This is a genomic window from Ramlibacter sp. PS3R-8 (assembly GCF_037572435.1).
Classification (GTDB): Bacteria; Pseudomonadota; Gammaproteobacteria; order Burkholderiales; family Burkholderiaceae_C; genus Ramlibacter.
Map to the genome: position 1 here is coordinate 236,995 of NZ_JBBHGT010000005.1, position 18,917 is coordinate 255,911.

The following is an 18,917-nucleotide window of genomic DNA, read 5'->3' on the forward strand; positions in this document are numbered from 1 at the left end:
GGCTTGACTCCCTGCGATAGCTCAGCGTGAGTATGCCGCGTGGCTTCCCCGCGTGGGGCCGCCCGGTACCGCGCACAGGCGGCGCGTGCGAACAAGTTGGCGACCGGTGCGATGATCGCGGCCATGGATGACCTGACCGGCAGTCCCGCAGTGCGCTACGAACGGCGCATCCGCCGAGTGCTCATCGCGTTCGTCGCCGGCTTCCTGCTGTTCCTGGCCGCGCTTGCCTGGGCGGAGCAGCGAGGCCTGTCGCGCCTATGGCTCGGTCCGATCTTCATGTTCGCCACCGTGATCATGTACGCGGCCATCGGCATCCGGGGCCGCACGACGGACCCCGAGGAGTACTACGTCGCCGGCCGCCGCATCCCGCCGATGTACAACGGCATGGCGGCGGCCGCCGACTGGATGAGCGCCGCATCCTTCATCAGCCTGGCCGGCGGGCTGTACCTGCAAGGCTTCGGCGGCAGCGAGCGGGAGCCCGGCGGCCTGGCTTACGTGCTCGGGTGGACCGGCGGCTTTTGCCTGGTGGCGCTGCTGGTGGCGCCTTACCTGCGGCGCCTGGGGCTCTACACCGTGCCCGACTATTTCCATGTGCGCTATGGCGGCAACTGGCCGCGGCGGCTGGCGGCCCTCGCCGCCATGATCTGCTCGTTCACGTACGTGGTGGCGCAGATCTACGGCATCGGGCTGATCGCCTCGCGCCTGACCGGCGTGCAATTCGAGATCGGCGTCCTCCTCGGCCTCGGCGGCGTGCTGCTCTGCTCCTTTCTGGGGGGAATGCGGGCCATCACCTGGACGCAGGTGGCGCAGTACGTCGTGTTGCTGCTTGCCTTCCTGATTCCGGTTTCGTGGCTGGCCTACAAGCAGCTCGGCAACCCGATGGCGCCGCTGGTCTACGGCCTGCAGATGCAGAAGATCGAAGAGCTCGAGCGGCAGCTGATGGCGTCGCCGGGCGAGCGCGAAGTGCAGCTCGTGTTCCTGCGGCGCGCCGCCGACTACCGCGACAAGCTGGCCGATGTCGAAGGGGCGCTGGTGCGGGAACGTGCCGAGGCGCGCGAGCGCATCCGCCAGCTCAAGGCGCAGGACGCGGACCCGGCACGCATCGTCGCCGCCAACCGGGAGCTGGCAGCCTTGCCGAAGGATCCCGCGTCCGCGCGCGAGTACTGGACGCGGCTGCAGCAGGAATCGCTGCAGCGCGCGCAGCCCCTGGGCGGCCTGCCGCCGCACAGCAAGCCCTTCGCCGGCGATCCCGACGGGACCGCCGCCGAGCGCGAGGCGTTCCAGACGTCCCGCGCCAACTTCCTTGCGCTCATGTTCTGCCTGATGGCGGGCACCGCGAGCCTGCCGCACCTGCTGACGCGCTTCTATACGACGCGCTCCGTCGCCGACACGCGCACTTCGGTGGCCTGGGCGCTGTTCTTCGTCGGCCTCCTCTACCTGAGTGTCCCGGCACTGGCGGTGCTGGTGAAGTTCGAGGTGATGCAGGGGCTGGTCGGCAGCAGCTTCGACGCCTTGCCGACCTGGATCGTGCAGTGGGGGAGGGTGGACCCTGCGCTGCTGTCGGTGAGCGACGTCAACGGCGACGGCCGCGTGCAGTTCGGCGAGATCCGCATGGGGGCGGACATCATCATGCTGGCGACGCCGGAGATCGGCGGCCTGCCGTACGTCATCTCCGGGTTGGTGGCCGCCGGGGGGGTGGCGGCGGCGCTGTCCACGGCCGACGGCCTGCTGCTCACCATCAGCAACGCCCTCGTGCGCGACCTGTACAGCCACGACAGCGGCCACCGGACCACCCCGGAGCAAAGGGTGATCCTGTCCAAGTTCGCATTGCTGGGCGTGGCGCTGCTGGCGGCGATGGTGGCGACGCTCAAGCCCGCCGACATCCTGCCGCTCGTGTCGGCGTCGTTCTCGCTGGCCGCGTCCGCCTTGCTGCCCGCCATGGTGCTGGGCATCTTCTGGCCTGGCGCCACGCGGCGCGGCGCCGTCAGCGGGATGCTCGCGGGCTTCGGCGTCACCGTGTACTACATGGCTTCGAGCAGCCCCAGCGTGCGTAGCGCGCTGGGCGCCTCCGGGGAGGCCTCCTTGTGGTTCGGCATCATGCCCGTCGCCGGGGGCGTGTTCGGCGTCGCCACCGGCATCGCGGTGACGGTCGCCGCCAGCCTGCTCCCCGGGTCCGAGAAGAGACAAATTGTGCAGATGACGGCCAGCCATCGGGCGTACTGGCGCAGGAACCTGCGGCTCACCGGCGTCCTGCTGGTGATCTGGTTCCTGGTGACCTTCGTGGTGGCGTACTTTTCGCGCCACCTGAACTTCAACTTCTTCGGCTGGCCGTTCAGCTTCTGGGTGGGCGCCCAGGGCGCGCTGGCGGTGTACGTGGCCCTGATCTGGTACTACGCGTACTCCATGAACAAGCTCGACCAGGCATACGGCATCGCCGAGGAGGAATAGACCATGGCCGCCATTGCATCCTGGTTCCGGCCATGACCCAGGACATTCCTCCCTTCCTGCTGCAGCTGGCGGCGGTCTTTTTCGGCGCCGCCGTGCTGCATACCTTGTTGGCCAAGCAGTTCGAGCGGCTCGCCCACCGGTATCCCCGCCACGCGGGCTTGTTCCACCTGCTCGGTGAAGTGGAGGTGGTGTTCGGCTTCTGGGCCATCGCGCTGGTGCTGTGCCTGGCCGTCTTCGGCAGCAGCAAGCTCGCGCTCGACTACGCCGAGTCCCGACAGTACACGGAGCCGCTGTTCGTGTTCGTCGTGATGGTGGTGGCAGCGTCGCGCCCGGTCCTGGTCGCCGCCGTGCAGGTCACGGCGCTCCTCGTGCGGCTGCTTCCCGTGCCGGCGCCGATCGCCGCCGCCTGGCTCGGCCTGGCCCTGGTGCCCCTGGCCGGCTCCCTGATCACCGAGCCCGCCGCCATGACGCTTGCCGCCCTGATGCTCGCGCCGCAGATCTTCCGGTCGAACATGCCCGAGCCGCCGAAATACTTCGCGCTGGGCGTGCTGTTCGTGAACGTCTCGATCGGCGGGACCCTGACGTCGTTCGCGGCGCCCCCGGTGCTGATGGTCGCGGGCGCCTGGGGGTGGACGTCGAGCTTCATGGCGCAGACCTTCGGCTGGAAGGCAGCGATCGCCGTGCTGGTCAACGCGACTCTCGCGGTGGCCGTGTTGCGCCCGCACCTGGGGCACGGCGTCGCGCACGACGCCGTGCCGGGACTCCGCGTTCCGTATCCCATCATTGCCATCCACCTCGCTTTCCTGGCGGCGGTGGTGGCGCTCGCCCACCATCCGGTGGCGTTCCTGGGCCTGTTCCTGATGTTCCTGGGATTCACCCAGGCGTACGAGCGCCACCAGAACCCCCTGATCCTCAAGGAAGCCTTGCTCGTCGCATTCTTCCTGGCGGGGCTGGTGGTGCTGGGTGGAATGCAGCAATGGTGGCTGCAGCCCTTCGTGTCTTCGATGTCTCCCGGCGTGCTTTTCTTCGGCGCCGCCGCCCTGACCGCCATCACGGACAACGCCGCGCTCACGTACCTGGGTTCCCTGATCGAAGGCATCTCGGACGAGGCGAAGTACATGCTGGTGGCGGGTGCCGTCGCCGGCGGCGGGCTCACCGTGATCGCCAATGCGCCCAATCCAGCCGGTGTGGCCTTGCTCAAGCGCGGCTTCGCGGACGAGTCGATCGGCGCGCTGGGGCTCCTGCTCGGTGCGCTGGTTCCCACGGCGGTCGCCGCGGCGGCCTTTCTCCTGCTCTGAACGCGGGCCGGGCGGCCTAGGGAATGCCCTAGTCCTGCCGGTCGGTCCCAGTCAGGCTTGCGTCAGACCCGCTTCCAATACTGCGGCTTCCATCAAGAAGGAGACAGCCATGGCAACAGCCTCCGCCGGCGCAGGCGCGGGTCCGGTCGTACACACTGCACCGATGACCCGCGAGGAGAAGAAGGTCATCTTCGCCTCCTCCCTTGGAACGGTTTTCGAGTGGTACGACTTCTACCTGTACGGCTCGCTCGCCGGCGTCATCGCCGCGCAGTTCTTCTCGGGGCTCGATCCGACCTCGGCGTACATCTTCGCTCTGCTGGCGTTCGCTGCGGGCTTCCTGGTGCGCCCGTTCGGCGCCATCGTGTTCGGCCGCCTGGGCGACATGATCGGCCGCAAGTACACCTTCCTGGTCACCATCATGATCATGGGCGCTTCGACATTCGTGGTCGGCCTGTTGCCCAACTACGCCACGATCGGCATCGCCGCCCCGGTGATCCTGATCGCGCTGCGCATGCTGCAGGGCCTGGCGCTCGGCGGCGAGTACGGTGGTGCCGCGACCTACGTCGCCGAGCACGCGCCGCACGGCAAGCGTGGCGCCTACACCTCCTGGATCCAGACCACGGCGACGCTGGGCCTGTTCCTGTCGCTGCTGGTGATCCTGGGCGTGCGGGAGATGATGACGCCCAAGGATTTCGCCGACTGGGGCTGGCGCATCCCGTTCCTGGTCTCGATCCTGCTGCTGGCCATCTCGGTGTGGATCCGACTGAGCCTGAACGAGTCCCCCGCCTTCCAGAAGATGAAGGCCGAGGGCAAGACCTCCAAGTCGCCGCTGACCGAATCCTTCGGCCAGTGGAAGAACCTCAAGATCGTGATCCTGGCGCTGCTGGGCCTGACGGCCGGCCAGGCCGTGGTCTGGTACACGGGGCAGTTCTACGCCTTGTTCTTCCTGATCACCATCGCCAAGGTGGACGTGACCACGGCCAACCTGCTGATCGCCGCCTCGCTGCTGATCGGCACGCCGTTCTTCATCCTGTTCGGTTCGCTGTCGGACAAGATCGGCCGCAAGCCGATCATCATGGCGGGCTGCCTGATCGCCGCGCTGACGTACTTCACGGTGTTCCCGATGCTGCTGAAGGCCGCCAACCCCGGCCTGGTTGCCGCGCAGCAAGCCAGCAAGGTGACGATCACCGCCGACCCGAAGCAGTGCTCGTTCCAGGGCAGCCCGATCGCCCGTGAGATCGACTTCACCAGCTCCTGCGACATCGCCAAGCGCGCCCTGACGCAGTCGTACATCCCGTACGAGAACAAGGCGGGCCCGGCCGGCAGTGCGGCCACGATCACGCTGGGGACCCTGGTGCTGAATGCGCCGACCGCCACGCTGAACGCCCAGCGCAACGGGTTTGCGCCCGAGTCCGCCAAGGCCATCGCCGACTTCAAGAAGCAGCTGGGCGATGGCGCCAAGGCGGCGGGCCTGACGCAGGCGGCCGACAAGGGGAAGATGAATACCGGCATGGTCCTGGCCATCCTGGTGTTCCTCGTGATCCTGGTCACCATGGTGTACGGCCCGATCGCGGCCATGCTGGTCGAAATGTTCCCGACGCGCATCCGCTACACGTCCATGAGCCTGCCGTACCACATCGGCAACGGCTGGTTCGGCGGCCTGCTGCCGACCACGGCCTTCGCCATGGTGGCGGCCACCGGCGACATCTTCTACGGCCTCTGGTACCCCGTGATCGTGGCAGCCGGTACGTTCATCATCGGCATGCTGTTCATCCGGGAAACCAAGGACGTGGATATCTACGCCCGGGATTAAGCTTCCGCCATCGCTCGAGAAAGCCCGCCGAGCGCGGGCTTTCTTTTTGGGAGTAGCGGATGAATCTGGCCAAGACGGACGCGGGCATGCTGGTGCTGAAGGACCGGCACGGCGGCTTGTCGCACCGGCAGCGCGCCGCACTCATCCTGTGCGACGGCCAGCGCACCATCGAGGAGGTGCTGGCCGCCACCTCGCCGGGCGGCGTCACGCGGGCCGACATCGACCGGCTGGTCGACATGGGGCTGGTGGCGGAACTGGGCACCTTCGTCGCATCGGCTCCGGCGCCGCTGGCCCCGGGCGCCCCCGATCCGTCGGGCCGTGAGCGATACCTGCAGGCCTACCCCCTGGCGACCCGGCTCACGGCCGAGCTTGGGCCGCGGTGGGAGGCCTTGCACCTGGCGGTGGAGGCCGCAGGCAGCCTGGCGGAGTTGCAGGAGCTGGCGCCGCAGATGCGCGCCGCCCTGGGTCCGTCGGGCTACGCACGGCTGGGCCTGCTGCTGAAGGCCCCGTAGAGCGGGGCGGGAGCGCGCGGGCTATAATCGCGGGCTTACCCTTGCTGCACCTGGTCTGGACCCCGGGGCAGCTTTCAATCCAAAAGGAGTCCAAATTGATGCGTCACTATGAGATCGTCTTGCTGATCCACCCGGATCAAAGCGAGCAGGTTCCGGCCATGCTGGAACGCTACAAGGGCATGATCACCGCCGGCAACGGCAAGGTGCATCGTGTCGAGGACTGGGGCCGTCGCCAGCTGGCCTACCAGATCAACAAGCTGGGCAAGGCCCACTTCCTGTGCATCAACATCGAGGCCGACCAGCCCGTGATGAGCGAACTGGAGCACGCGTTCCGCTTCAACGACGCCGTCCTGCGCCACCTGACCGTGGTGAAGAAGAAGGCCGACACCGGCCCGTCGTCCATGATGAAGACCGTGGAGCGCGAAGAAGCGCGCAAGCAGCAACAGGCGGAGTTCCAGTCGTAAGCGACGGCACTCGCCGGGTGTGAACCAGACGATCCTGAGCGCGCGTATCGCCGAGGCCAAGCCCCTGCGCTACACCCCCGCCGGATTGCCTGCCCTGGACCTGATCCTCGAACACGAGTCCGAAGCCCTGGAGGCCGGCTCGACGAGGCAGGTGAAGGCCCAGATCAGGGCCGTGGCGTTCGGCACCGATGCCGAGACGCTTGCCAGGCAGGCCGTCGGCAGCGAGTTCAGGTTCACCGGTTTCCTGGCCGCCCCGCGGCACGGCAAGCACCCGGTTTTGCATATCCAGTCATTCCAGCAAGAACCCAGTTAATAGTTTTTTGCGGGACAGATCTTCAGCTCTGTCCCCAACTGATCAGGAGCCCAACATGCCCGCATTCAAGAAGTTCAACAAGGACAAGCGTCCGAAGCGCAACACGCAGTCGCTGCTGTTCAAGCGCAAGCGCTTCTGCCGCTTCACCGTCGCCGGCGTCGAAGAGATCGACTACAAGGACGTCGACACCCTGCGCGACTTCATCTCGGAAAACGGCAAGATCATCCCGGCGCGCCTGACCGGCACCCGCGCGATCTACCAGCGGCAGCTGAACACCGCCATCAAGCGCGCGCGCTTCCTGGCGATGATTCCGTACTCCGACCAGCACCGCATCTGAGGACGCACGCCATGCAAGTCATCCTGCTCGAGAAAGTCATCAACCTCGGTAACCTGGGCGAGATCGTGAAGGTGAAGGACGGCTACGCCCGTAACTTCCTGATCCCGCACGGCCAGGCCCGTCGCGCCACCGAGGCCAACAAGGCCGAATTCGAAGCCAAGCGCGTCGAACTGGAAAAGGCCGCCTCGGCCAAGCTTGCCGAAGCGCAGGCACAGGGCGAGAAGCTGGGCGGCCAGACCGTCAAGCTGACGCAAAAGGCCGGCGTCGATGGCCGCCTGTTCGGCTCGGTCACCAACTTCGACATCGCCGAAGCCCTGGGCAAGCTGGGTTTCCCGGTCGCCAAGGCCCAGGTTCGCATGCCGAACGGCCCGATCAAGGTCACCGGCGACAGCACCGTCTCCGTGGCCCTGCACACGGACGTGGTGGTGCAAGTCAACGTGACCGTGCTGGGCGAGACGGCGTAAGCCTCATCTCCCTCCGCTGCTGAAAGCCGCCTTCGGGCGGCTTTTTCAATGCGGGATCGGAATGCCGGACGCAGAAGGCGCAGAAGTTGCGCAGAAGACGCAGAAGGGATCCAGAGAAAATCCGAAAAAGGACTTTGGTTTCTTTTGCGTCTTCTGCGTAGTTTCTGCGTCTTCTGCGTCCGGTTGTCCGCTCCCGCTTTCCTCACAGCCTCCACCCCGTTGTCCACAGGCTGTACCCAGTGTTATCACTGGACATTTCTACAGGGCGCGGGACAATCCACGCTTGAGGAAGAGAGCAAGCCCATGTCCGCAGTCCTGAGCGCCGTCGACGGCGATTTCCCCCGTGACCGGCAGGTCGCGCAGTTGCGCGTCCCGCCGCATTCCATCGAGGCGGAGTCCAGCGTGCTCGGCGGCCTGCTGCTGGACAACCAGGCCTGGGACCGCGTCGGCGACCTGCTGGTGGACGGCGACTTCTACCGCTACGAGCACAAGCTGATCTACGGCGTGGTCGGCAGCCTGATCAACGCCAGCAAGCCGGCCGACGTGATCACGGTGTACGAGCAGCTGCAGGCGCAGGGCAAGTCCGACGAGATCGGCGGGCTGGCCTACCTGAACTCGCTCGCGCAGTACGTGCCGAGCGCCGCCAACATCCGCCGCTACGCGGAGATCGTGCGCGAGCGCTCCATCCTGCGCAAGCTGGTGTCCGCCAGCGACGAGATCGCCACCGCCGCCTTCAACACGCAGGGCCGGCCGGTCGACCGCATCCTCGACGAGGCCGAGCAGAAGATCTTCAACATCGGGGAGGAAGGCTCCCGGATGAAGCAGGGCTTCCAGGGCATGGACAGCCTGGTGGTGCAACTGCTGGACCGCGTGCAGGAGATGGCGGACAACCCGAACGACATCACGGGCGTGCCCACCGGCTTCTACGACTTCGACCGCATGACGTCGGGCCTGCAGGCCGGCGACCTGATCATCCTGGCCGCGCGCCCCTCCATGGGCAAGACCTCGCTGGCCATCAACATCGCCGAACACGTGGCGCTCAACGAAGGCCTGCCGGTCGCCGTGTTTTCCATGGAGATGGGCGCGTCGCAACTCGCGGTGCGCATCGTCGGCTCCATCGGCCGCATCGACCAGGGCCACCTGCGCAGCGGCAAGCTGACCGACGACGAGTGGCCGCGCCTGACCGAAGCCATCGAAAAGCTGCGCAACATCTCCCTGCACATCGACGAGACGCCGGGCCTCACGGTGAGCGAATTGCGCGCCAACGCGCGGCGGCTGGCGCGCCAGTGCGGCGGCAAGCTGGGCCTGATCGTGGTGGATTACTTGCAGCTGATGAGCGTGTCCGGCGGCATGGCCGACGAGAACCGCGCCACCGCCGTGGGCGAGATCTCCCGCGGTCTGAAGATGCTGGCCAAGGAGCTGGGTTGCCCCCTGATCGCGTTGTCGCAGTTGTCGCGGGGCGTGGAGGCGCGCACCGACAAGCGCCCGATGATGAGCGACCTGCGTGAATCCGGCGCCATCGAGCAGGACGCCGACCTGATCATGTTCATCTACCGGGACGACTACTACAACAAGGACTCCAAGGAGCCCGGCGTCTCCGAGATCATCATCAGCAAGCACCGCAACGGCCCCACCGGCATGGTGAAGATGGCCTTCATCAAGAACCTGACCAAGTTCGAGAACCTCGCGTCAGGCAACGCCGACTTCTGACGCGTCTGTTTGGGGCGTTCTTCCTACGCGCCGGCCGCCGCCGGGGCGCGATCCTTGCTGCAGGTATCCCCTGGAGACGATCGATCATGGAAGAAATGAACCTGATGCCCACGCTGGCCGAGGCAAACGTGCCCATGGTCGCGCAAAGCGTCCCCCCGGAACTCGACGAGCCTTCCCCCCTGGAGAAGATCAAGGCCGCCGACGAGGCGCGGCCAGGCTTTCCGGGCGAGCACTGGCTGGTGCTCGCCATCGGCATCGGCTTGTGGCAGGTGACGCGCAAGCACCGCAATCCGGTGGTGCGGTTTGCCGGCGCCATGGGCGCGGCGACGCTGGTGGCGCGCGCCGCCAGCGGCCGCAAGGGCTTGTCGAAGGTACTGCGCTATACGCCCTTCGGCAGCCGCATCAGTTATTGCCCGCCGTGTGACGTGAACGCGCAGCAGCGTTGACGCCGGGGTCCGCCTGCGGCGGAACCCGGCCTACGTAGGTCGGGTTCGGCAACGCCGACCCCGACACCTTTGCGCTGATCTACAGCACTTCGCTGGCGAAATCCGCCAAGCGGGAACGCTCGCCGCGCGCCAGCGTGATGTGCCCGCTGTGCGGCCAGCCCTTGAACTTGTCCACCGCGAAGGTGAGGCCGGACGAACCCTCGGTGAGGTAGGGCGTGTCGATCTGCGCCAGGTTGCCCATGCAGATGATCTTGGAGCCCGGGCCCGCCCGCGTGATCAAGGTCTTCATCTGCTTGGGCGTCAGGTTCTGCGCCTCGTCGATGATCACGTACTTGTTCAGGAAGGTGCGTCCGCGCATGAAGTTCATGCTCTTGATCTTGATGCGGCTGCGGATCAGCTCGTTGGTTGCCGCACGGCCCCATTCGCCGGCGCCGTTTTCCGTCTTGCCCAGCACTTCGAGGTTGTCGTCCAGCGCGCCCATCCAGGGCCCCATCTTTTCCTCCTCGGTGCCGGGGAGGAAGCCGATGTCCTCGCCCACGCTGACGGTGGCGCGGGTCATGATGATCTCGGTGTAGCGGCGCTCGTCCAGCACCTGCGTCAGGCCCGAGGCGAGCGCCAGCAGCGTCTTGCCGGTGCCGGCCGTGCCGGAAAGGGTGACGAAATCGATCTCCGGGTCCATCAGCAGGTTCATCGCGAAGTTCTGCTCACGGTTGCGCGTGGTCACGCCCCAGACCGCATTCTTCAGGTGGCCATAATCCTTCAGTGTCTTGAGCACAGCCGTCTTGCCGCGGATTTCCGTGACGCGGGCATACAGGCTCGGCTCGCCGGGTGACTCGAAGTACACGAACTGGTTGATCAACAGGCTGGGCACGATCGGGCCGCTGATGCGGTAGAAGGTGTGCAGGCCGGACTGCCAGCTTTCGACGGTCTTGCCGTGCTTGGCCCAGAAGTCCGGGGGCAGGGCCAGCGAACCCGAATACATCAGGTCCAGGTCGTCCAGCGTCTTGTCGTTCTTGTAGTCCTCGGTGATCAGGCCGATCGCGCGCGCCTTGACGCGCATGTTGATGTCCTTGGACACCAGCACCACCTGGCGCGGCGCGTGCTTTTCCTGCAGCGCCTGCACCACGCTCAGGATCTGGTTGTCCGCCTTGCCGGGCGGCAAGCCCATCGGCAGGCCGGAAGAAAGCGGCATCGTCTGGAAGAAAAGGCAGCCGCCCGCTTCCTTGTGGCCGGTGCTCTCGAGCTTCAGGCCGTGTGCGATGTCCGTCCCGGGCGCGCCGGCCAAGGCGTCGAGCGAGCGGCTGGCCTGGCGCGCGTTGCGCGCCACTTCGGTGGTGCCCTTCTTGTGGCCGTCCAGCTCTTCCAGCACGACCATGGGCAGGAAGATGTCGTGCTCGTCGAAGCGGAACAGGCTCATCGGGTCGTGCATCAGGACATTGGTGTCCAGCACGAACATCTTGGGCGGGCCGCTGGCCTTCTTCTTCTTCGGCTGCGGCACCGGGACGGTCACGTCCTTCTTCTTGCGGGCCTGCTGCGGCTCGTCCAGGTAGGTTTCGATCTCCGGATCGAACGTGCCGGCCTGCACGTCGCCGCCGCCGGCGCGGGGGTCGAAGTCGTCGTCGATCTGCGGCCGCTCGTCGAGCGCGCTATCGGCTGCAGGCCCTTCCGATTTTCGCGCCGCCTTGTGCGAGGAACGGGCCGGGGCGTCGAAGGCTTCCGGCGGGAGCATGGCAGCGCGCTTGGTCGGGGCGGGAGGCAGGGGCATAAGGACTACGGCTTCCTGTTGAGGACAACGACAAACAAAAAAGCCGCCTGGCAGGCCGGGCGGCTTCTCGGGGACTGACGGTGATGACGCGGTGCGTCAGGGTCAACGGCATGAATTCATTATGCACATCGCGCGCTGCACAACAATGTCAGCCGGCTTCCTGTTGCAACGATACGTCAGCCCCGACAGCAGGGGTTCAGGCGGCCTTCTTCAACAGCTTCACGGCCTTGAGCACTTCATCCACGTGACCGGGGACCTTGAGGCCGCGCCATTCCTGCTTGAGCAGGCCGTCCGCGCCCACCAGGAAGGTGCTGCGCTCGATGCCCTTGACCTTCTTGCCGTACATGATCTTGTTCTTGACCACGCCGAACATGTGGCACATCTTTTCCTCGGTGTCCGCGATCAGCTCGAACGGCAGTTCCAGCTTGGACTTGAATTCGTCGTGCGACTTCATGTTGTCGCGCGAGACGCCGAACACGGTGGCGCCGGCTTTCACGAAATCCTTGTACTTGTCGCGGAACTGCATCGCCTCGGTGGTACACCCGGGTGTATTGTCCTTCGGGTAGAAGTACATCACCACGATCTGGCCCACATGGGTCGTGTTGGTGACCTTGAGGCCGCCGGTGGCGTTCGCTTCGAATTCAGGAAGGGGTTTGTTGACAACGATCGCCATAAGGTCCTGTGCGGGTGTGTGGTTCTGGGTGACAGTGCTACTTGCCCATGCAGCGCCAAGACGCAGCGCAGGCCTTTGCCGCAACCCGAGATTTTACAGCGAAACAGTCCCCGCTGATGGCGTGGGGTCGGTTTCGGCCCGCCAACGGGCCAGCGCCCCGTGTCATGGCACGAGCAACAGGGCCACCGCGACCTCCCGCCCCTCCTGCGCCAGGACGTTGTAGGTGCGGCAGGCCGCGGCCGTGTCCATGGTCTCGATGCCGATGCGGCGCTGGGCCAGCGACGCCAGCCAGGCCGGCTTGGGAAAGCGGATGCGCTCGCCGCTGCCGAAGATCACCACCTCCACCTGCAGGCGGGCCAGCGCCTCGAAGTGTTCGGGGCCCAGCGCCTCGTAGCTGTCCGCCCAGGGCAGGCGGTCACCGCGCGACGACAGCACCACGTTGTGCGTGATTTTTTCCGGCCCCACGCCCACCCAGCCCGGGCCATAGCCGCTGATGGTCTGGGCGCTGGACTGATCGGGCTGGAGTTTCAAGGCAATGCGGAAAGGGGAAGCCCCGCAGGGCGGGGGCCCGGGCGGAGTATGGTCAAATTATACGTTTCACCGAGCGTGAACGCCCGTCAGGAGGGGCTTTGAAGACCGTCCAGAAATCCACCAAGCTCGCCAACGTGCTGTACGACATCCGCGGACCCATCATGGATGCCGCGCGGCAGATGGAGGAAGAGGGCCACAAGGTCATCAAGCTGAACATCGGCAACCTCGCCCCGTTCGGTTTCGACGCGCCCGAGGAGATCCAGCAGGACATGATCCGCAACCTGCCGAATTCGGCGGGCTACTCGGACAGCAAGGGCATCTTCGCGGCGCGCAAGGCGGTGATGCACTACACGCAGCAGCAGGGCATCAAGGGCGTGACGCTCGACGACATCTGGCTGGGCAACGGCGCCAGCGAATTGATCGCGCTGTCCACCAACGCGCTGCTCAACGAGGGCGACGAGCTGCTGCTGCCCGCGCCCGATTACCCGCTGTGGACGGCCGCCACGGCGCTGTCCGGCGGCACCCCCGTGCACTACATGTGCGACGAGGCCAACGGCTGGATGCCCGACCTGGCGGACCTGCGCCGCAAGATCACGCCGGCCACCAAGGGCATCGTGGTGATCAACCCGAACAATCCCACCGGCGCGCTGTACTCGCGCGAGCTGCTGGTGGAGATCGTCGCCATCGCGCGCCAACACGGGCTGGTGATCTTCGCCGACGAGGTCTACGACAAGGTGCTGTACGACGACGTGAAGCACGTCGCCATCGGCAGCCTGTCCGAGGACGTGCTGACGCTCACCTTCAATTCGCTGTCCAAGAGCTATCGCTCCTGCGGCTACCGGGCCGGCTGGATGGTCGTGTCCGGCGACAAGAAGGCGGCGGCCGACTACATCGAGGGCCTGACCATGCTCTCGAACATGCGCCTGTGCGCCAACGTCCCCGGCCAGTGGGCGATCCAGACGGCGCTGGGCGGCTACCAGAGCATCAACGACCTGGTCGGCCCCGGCGGGCGCCTGCGCCGCCAGCGCGACCTGGCGTACGAGCTGATCACCGCCATCCCCGGCGTCACCTGCGTCAAGCCGCAGGCGGCGCTGTACATGTTCCCGCGCCTGGACCCCAAGGTCTACCCGATCCAGGACGACCGCCAGTTCTTCCTGGAACTGCTGCAGGAAACGCGCGTGATGCTGGTGCAGGGCACCGGCTTCAACTGGCCGCAGCCGGACCACTTCCGCATCGTCTTCCTGCCGCACGAGGACGACCTGCGCGAGGCGATCAACCGCATGGCGCGCTTCCTCGACTCCTACCGCAAGCGACACACGAAATGAGCCCCCACGCTCCGCATTGCATGCTGTCGCTGCCCCCCGAGGGGGCGTTCGCCTCCCTAGAGGCGGCTCGTCGGGAGGCGAGATGAAACCGATCCAGGTTGGCCTGCTGGGCATCGGCACCGTGGGCAGCGGAGTCTTCAATGTCCTGAAGCGCAACCAGGCCGAGATCCAGCGCCGCGCCGGCCGGGCCATCGAGATCACCATGGTGGCCGACCTTGACACCGCCCGCGCGGAAGCCGTCACCGGCGGCACGGCCAGGGTCGTCAAGGACGCGCGCGAGATCATCGCCAACCCGGACATCGACATCGTCATCGAGCTGATCGGCGGCTACGGCATCGCCCGGCAACTGATGATGGAGGCCATCGCGCAGGGCAAGCACGTGGTCACGGCCAACAAGGCGCTGCTGGCCGTGCACGGCACCGAGATCTTCGCGGCTGCGCACGCCAAGGGCGTGATCGTGGCCTTCGAGGCCGCGGTGGCCGGCGGCATCCCGATCATCAAGGCGCTGCGCGAGGGCCTCACGGCCAACCGCATCGAGTGGATCGCCGGCATCATCAACGGCACCACCAACTTCATCCTCTCGGAGATGCGGGACAAGGGCCTGGACTTCGACGTGGCGCTGAAGGAGGCGCAGCGCCTGGGCTACGCCGAGGCCGACCCCACCTTCGACATCGAAGGCGTCGACGCCGCGCACAAGGCGACGATCATGAGCGCCATCGCGTTCGGCGTGCCGGTGCAGTTCGACAAGGCTTATGTCGAGGGCATCACCAAGCTGTCGTCGCAGGACATCGAGTACGCCGAGCAACTGGGCTACCGCATCAAGCTGCTGGGCATCACGCGGCGCACGGACAAGGGCATCGAACTGCGCGTGCATCCGACGCTGGTCCCCGCCAAGCGCCTGCTGGCCAACGTGGAAGGCGCGATGAACGCGGTGGTGGTGCAGGGCGACGCCGTCGGCACCACCCTCTATTACGGCAAGGGCGCCGGCAGCGAGCCCACCGCCAGCGCAGTGATCGCCGACCTGGTGGACGTGACCCGTTTGCACACCGTGGACACCGCGCACCGCGTGCCGCACCTGGCTTTCCAGCCGGACCAGATGAGCGATCAGGCCATCCTGCCGATGAGCGACGTGGTCACCAGCTACTACCTGCGCCTGCGGGTGGCCGACCAGGCCGGCGTGCTGGCCAAGGTGGCCGGCCTGCTGGCCACCGCGGGCATCAGCATCGACGCCATGATCCAGCGTGAAGCGGCGGTGGTCGGCGGCAAGGGCTCGACCCACACCGACCTGATCCTGCTGACGCACAGCGTGCGGGAAGGCACGATGAACGAAGTGATCGCGCAGATGCAGGGCCTGGCGACGGTGCTCGCGCCGATCACCCGGATTCGCAAGGAAGAACTCGCCTGATGTTGTATGTGTCCACGCGCGGCCATCCCGATCGCCGCCGCTTTTGCGAGATCCTGCTGGAAGGCCTGGCGCCCGACGGCGGCCTGTACCTGCCCGAGTCCTATCCGCGAGTGGATGCCGCGACGCTGGCGAAATGGCGCGCGTTGCCCTATGCGGACCTGGCGTTCGAGATTCTCTCGCTGTACATCGATGACATTCCGGCGGACGACCTCCGGGCCCTCTGCCGCAAGACTTACACCGAACAGGTCTTCGGCACCCGCGAGATCGTGCCGCTGAGGAAGCTCGAGCAAGGCGTGTTCCTGCAAGGCCTGTCCAACGGCCCGACGCTCGCCTTCAAGGACATGGCGATGCAGTTGCTCGGCAACCTGTTCGAATACGAACTGGCCCGCCGCGGCGAAGAGCTGAACATCCTGGGCGCGACCTCGGGCGACACCGGCAGCGCCGCGGAGTACGCGATGCGCGGCAAGAAAGGCGTGCGCGTGTTCATGACTTCGCCCCAGGGCCGCATGAGCGCCTTCCAGCAGGCCCAGATGTTCAGCCTGCAGGACGCCAACATCCACAACCTCGCCATCGAAGGCGTGTTCGACGACTGCCAGGACATCGTCAAGGCGGTCTCCGGCGACCTGGCGTTCAAGCGCAAGTACCGCATCGGCACCGTCAACTCGATCAACTGGGCGCGGCTGGTCGCGCAGGTGGTTTACTACTTCGCGGGATATTTCCAGGCCACTTCTTCCAACGCCGAGCGCGTCTCCTTCGCCGTCCCTTCCGGCAACTTCGGCAACATCTGCGCCGGCCACGTGGCGCGCATGATGGGGCTGCCGATTGCGCGGCTGGTGCTGGCGACCAACGAGAACGACGTGCTCGACGAGTTCTTCCGCACCGGCACCTACCGCGTGCGCGGCAGCCAGGACACGTACGAGACCTCCAGCCCGTCGATGGACATTTCCAAGGCCAGCAACTTCGAGCGCTTCGTGTTCGACCTGCTCGGACGCGACGGCGCGAAACTGCGCTACCTGTTCAGCGAGGAGCTGGCGGCCAAGGGACAGTTCAACCTGGCCGGCCACATTGCGCGCGCGCGTGACCAGTACGGCTTCGTCTCCGGCCGCAGCACGCATGCCGACCGGCTTGCCACCATCCGTGATACCTGGGAGCGCTTCCACACCGTGATCGATACACACACCGCCGACGGCCTGAAGGTGGCGCGCGAGCAGCGCGAGCCCGGCGAAACGATGGTCGTGCTGGAGACGGCATTGCCGATCAAGTTCGCCGAAACCATCCGCGAGGCGTTGGGCCGCGAGCCCGACCGGCCGGCCAGGTTCGCCGGCATCGAACAGCTGCCCAGGCGCGTGACCGTGCTGCCCGCCGATGCGTCGCAGGTGAAGCAATTCATCGCGGCCCACTGCGCATGAAAGTCGTCAGCTTTGCCGGCTACTCCGGCTCGGGCAAGACCCACCTTGTCGAGCAGCTGATTCCCGCCCTGAAGATGCGCGGGCTGCGCGTCTCGGTGGTCAAGCATGCCCACCACGACTTCGACATCGACCATCCCGGCAAGGACACGTACCGGCACCGCGAGGCGGGCGCCTTCGAGGTGGTGGTCGCTTCCGACCGGCGCCTCGCGCTGATGCGCGAGTTCGAGCAGGCTTCCACCCTGACGGTGCACCACCTGCTGGCCGAGCTCTACGACGGCGTGGACTGGGTGCTGGTGGAAGGCTTCAAGAACAGCAACCTGCTGAAGATCGAGGTCTGGCGCGCCGATGCGGGCAAGCCGGCCCGTTATCCAGACGACGACTTCGTCGTCGCCATCGCCACCGACTCGCCGGACCAGCTGCCGCAGGAGACGCTGCGCCCGGTGCTCGACCTGAACCAGCCGGATGCGATAGCGCAATGGCTGGTCGACAGCGGCGATCGCTTCGAATACAACGCGGAGAGCTACGCGTGACCGCAACCCGGCCGTCGCTGCGCAGCCTGGACGAGGCGCTGGAAAGCCTGCTCGCCCACGCTGCCTTGCTGCCGGCCGAAACCGTGTCCACGTTCGAGGCGGATGGCCGCGTGCTGGCGGAAGACCTGGTGTCGTCCCTGCAAGTGCCGCCCCAGGACAACAGCGCGATGGACGGCTACGCCGTGCGCCGCGGCGAAATCGCCGACGAAGGCGTGCCGTTGCCGGTGAGCCAGCGCATCCCCGCCGGCGCGGCGCCGCTGCCGCTGCAGCCCGGCACCATCGCGCGCATCTTCACCGGTGCGCCGGTGCCCGCCGGCGCCGATGCGATCGTGATGCAGGAAGACACCGAAGTGCTGGAGGACGGCCGTGTGCGCATCCAGCGTGTCCCGTCCTCGGGCCAGTGGATCCGCCGCAGCGGCGAAGACATCACGCGCGGCAGCACCGTGCTGGCGCGCGGCGAGCGGCTGGGTCCCGCGGCGCAGGGCCTGGCCGCCAGCATCGGCCGGGACCAGGTGCAGGTGGCGCGGCGGCCGCGGGTGGCGCTGTTCTCCACCGGCGACGAACTCGTCATGCCCGGTCAGGTGGCGCCGCAGGCGATGAAGCCGGGTGCCATCTACAACTCCAACCGCTTCTTCCTGCGCAGCCTGCTCGCGCGACTGGGCTGCGAGGTGCAGGACCTGGGCATCGTGCCGGACGTGCGCGAGGCGACCGTGCAGGCGCTGCGCGATGCGGCGCGGGGCAACGACCTCATCCTCACCAGCGGCGGCGTCTCGGTGGGCGAAGAAGACCACATCAAGCCGGCAGTGCAGCAACTCGGCTCGCTCGACTTGTGGCAGATCGCCATGAAGCCCGGCAAGCCGTTCGCGTACGGCCGCGTGGCCGATGCGCACTTCATCGGCCTGCCGGGCAATCCGGTCTCCAGCTTCGTCACCTTCGTGCTGCTCGTGCGTCCCTTCCTGCTCAAGCTGCAGGGCGCGGCGCAGCTGCAGCCCACCGCACTGCAGTTGCCGGCGCACTTCGCGCTGGAGCGACCCGACAAGCGCCGCGAATTCCTGCGGGTGCGGCGCAACGGGCAGGGCGGCCTGGACCTGTTTGCCAACCAGAGCTCCGGCGTGCTGACTTCCACGGTGTGGGCGGACGGCCTGGTGGACAATCCGGGCGGGCAGGCGATCCTGCATGGCGACGTCGTGCGCTTCCTGCCTCTGGCGGAGCTGCTGGCATGAACGTCCGCGTCCGTTATTTCGCATCGATCCGCGAAGCCGTGGGGCAGGGCAGCGAGACGGTGCAGGCGCGCGGCGAAACGCTGGCTGCCTTGCGGGACGAGCTGATCGCGCGCGGCGAGCCCTATGCCTCGGCGCTGGCGCGCGGCAAGGCCGTGCGCATCGCGTTGGACCAGGACATGAGCGACGAGACCGCGGCCCTGCGCGAGGGCTGTGAAGTCGCGTTCTTCCCGCCGGTCACCGGCGGCTGAGGC

19 protein-coding genes are annotated in these 18,917 nt (G+C 66.7%); 16 read left to right on the forward strand and 3 right to left on the reverse strand.

Features of this window, described 5'->3' with window-relative positions; all coding sequences use genetic code 11:
• Positions 1-123 precede the first annotated feature (123 nt).
• The 10 genes from WG902_RS17985 to WG902_RS18030 all read left to right on the forward strand — a co-directional run bounded on the left by WG902_RS17985 (position 124) and on the right by WG902_RS18030 (position 9,805).
• Positions 124-2,448 carry a VC_2705 family sodium/solute symporter gene (locus tag WG902_RS17985; RefSeq protein ID WP_340061520.1) on the forward strand — a complete coding sequence of 775 codons (2,325 nt, stop codon included), beginning with the start codon at positions 124-126 and terminating at the stop codon, positions 2,446-2,448.
• A 32-nt stretch (positions 2,449-2,480) separates the two neighbouring features.
• On the forward strand, positions 2,481-3,746 hold the full coding sequence (locus WG902_RS17990; protein WP_340061522.1) for a putative Na+/H+ antiporter: 1,266 nt from the start codon (positions 2,481-2,483) through the stop codon (positions 3,744-3,746).
• A gap of 109 nt (positions 3,747-3,855) precedes the next feature.
• On the forward strand, positions 3,856-5,559 hold the full coding sequence (locus WG902_RS17995) for an MFS transporter (RefSeq protein WP_340061523.1): 1,704 nt from the start codon (positions 3,856-3,858) through the stop codon (positions 5,557-5,559).
• 59 nt (positions 5,560-5,618) lie between these two features.
• Complete coding sequence (locus WG902_RS18000) at positions 5,619-6,071, forward strand: hypothetical protein (protein WP_340061524.1); 453 nt, start codon at positions 5,619-5,621, stop codon at positions 6,069-6,071.
• Positions 6,072-6,169: 98 nt separating this feature from the next.
• Positions 6,170-6,535, forward strand: a complete 366-nt coding sequence (gene rpsF / locus WG902_RS18005; protein WP_340061526.1) for a 30S ribosomal protein S6 — start codon at positions 6,170-6,172, stop codon at positions 6,533-6,535.
• Positions 6,536-6,554: 19 nt separating this feature from the next.
• On the forward strand, positions 6,555-6,848 hold the full coding sequence (priB, locus tag WG902_RS18010) for a primosomal replication protein N (protein ID WP_340061527.1): 294 nt from the start codon (positions 6,555-6,557) through the stop codon (positions 6,846-6,848).
• A 55-nt stretch (positions 6,849-6,903) separates the two neighbouring features.
• The gene (rpsR, locus tag WG902_RS18015; RefSeq protein ID WP_332823801.1) at positions 6,904-7,185 is read left to right on the forward strand and encodes a 30S ribosomal protein S18; all 282 of its coding nucleotides are present in this window, start codon (positions 6,904-6,906) and stop codon (positions 7,183-7,185) included.
• A gap of 11 nt (positions 7,186-7,196) precedes the next feature.
• Positions 7,197-7,649: a 50S ribosomal protein L9 gene (gene rplI / locus WG902_RS18020; RefSeq protein ID WP_340061529.1), complete on the forward strand. Its 453-nt coding sequence runs from the start codon at positions 7,197-7,199 to the stop codon at positions 7,647-7,649.
• A 303-nt stretch (positions 7,650-7,952) separates the two neighbouring features.
• On the forward strand, positions 7,953-9,359 hold the full coding sequence (dnaB, locus tag WG902_RS18025) for a replicative DNA helicase (RefSeq protein WP_340061531.1): 1,407 nt from the start codon (positions 7,953-7,955) through the stop codon (positions 9,357-9,359).
• A gap of 95 nt (positions 9,360-9,454) precedes the next feature.
• Positions 9,455-9,805 carry a hypothetical protein gene (locus WG902_RS18030; protein WP_340061532.1) on the forward strand — a complete coding sequence of 117 codons (351 nt, stop codon included), beginning with the start codon at positions 9,455-9,457 and terminating at the stop codon, positions 9,803-9,805.
• A 79-nt stretch (positions 9,806-9,884) separates the two neighbouring features.
• Here WG902_RS18030 and WG902_RS18035 read toward each other — a convergent pair whose 3' ends face one another.
• From WG902_RS18035 to WG902_RS18045, 3 genes are all read right to left on the reverse strand, one after another.
• The gene (locus tag WG902_RS18035) at positions 9,885-11,570 is read right to left on the reverse strand and encodes a PhoH family protein (protein ID WP_340061533.1); all 1,686 of its coding nucleotides are present in this window, start codon (positions 11,568-11,570) and stop codon (positions 9,885-9,887) included.
• A gap of 196 nt (positions 11,571-11,766) precedes the next feature.
• Positions 11,767-12,243, reverse strand: a complete 477-nt coding sequence (locus WG902_RS18040; protein WP_340061534.1) for a peroxiredoxin — start codon at positions 12,241-12,243, stop codon at positions 11,767-11,769.
• Positions 12,244-12,405: 162 nt separating this feature from the next.
• Positions 12,406-12,774, reverse strand: coding sequence for an Mth938-like domain-containing protein (locus WG902_RS18045; protein WP_340061535.1), 369 nt, complete (start codon positions 12,772-12,774; stop codon positions 12,406-12,408).
• 98 nt (positions 12,775-12,872) lie between these two features.
• Between WG902_RS18045 and WG902_RS18050 the strand changes: the two genes are divergently transcribed.
• The 6 genes from WG902_RS18050 (at position 12,873) to moaD (ending at position 18,914) form a co-directional block, all read left to right on the forward strand.
• Positions 12,873-14,099 (forward strand): pyridoxal phosphate-dependent aminotransferase, encoded by a 1,227-nt coding sequence (locus tag WG902_RS18050; RefSeq protein WP_340061536.1) that lies wholly within the window; start codon positions 12,873-12,875, stop codon positions 14,097-14,099.
• 82 nt (positions 14,100-14,181) lie between these two features.
• Positions 14,182-15,504 carry a homoserine dehydrogenase gene (locus tag WG902_RS18055; protein WP_340061537.1) on the forward strand — a complete coding sequence of 441 codons (1,323 nt, stop codon included), beginning with the start codon at positions 14,182-14,184 and terminating at the stop codon, positions 15,502-15,504.
• The gene (thrC, locus tag WG902_RS18060) at positions 15,504-16,913 is read left to right on the forward strand and encodes a threonine synthase (protein WP_340061538.1); all 1,410 of its coding nucleotides are present in this window, start codon (positions 15,504-15,506) and stop codon (positions 16,911-16,913) included. The genes WG902_RS18055 and thrC overlap by 1 nt, the downstream gene beginning before the upstream one ends.
• Positions 16,910-17,443, forward strand: coding sequence for a molybdopterin-guanine dinucleotide biosynthesis protein B (mobB, locus tag WG902_RS18065; protein WP_340061540.1), 534 nt, complete (start codon positions 16,910-16,912; stop codon positions 17,441-17,443). The genes thrC and mobB overlap by 4 nt, the downstream gene beginning before the upstream one ends.
• Positions 17,440-18,666, forward strand: coding sequence for a molybdopterin molybdotransferase MoeA (locus tag WG902_RS18070; protein ID WP_445263706.1), 1,227 nt, complete (start codon positions 17,440-17,442; stop codon positions 18,664-18,666). Before mobB ends, WG902_RS18070 begins: the two co-directional genes overlap by 4 nt.
• Positions 18,663-18,914: a molybdopterin converting factor subunit 1 gene (gene moaD, locus WG902_RS18075; protein ID WP_340061544.1), complete on the forward strand. Its 252-nt coding sequence runs from the start codon at positions 18,663-18,665 to the stop codon at positions 18,912-18,914. Before WG902_RS18070 ends, moaD begins: the two co-directional genes overlap by 4 nt.
• Positions 18,915-18,917: the final 3 nt, after the last annotated feature.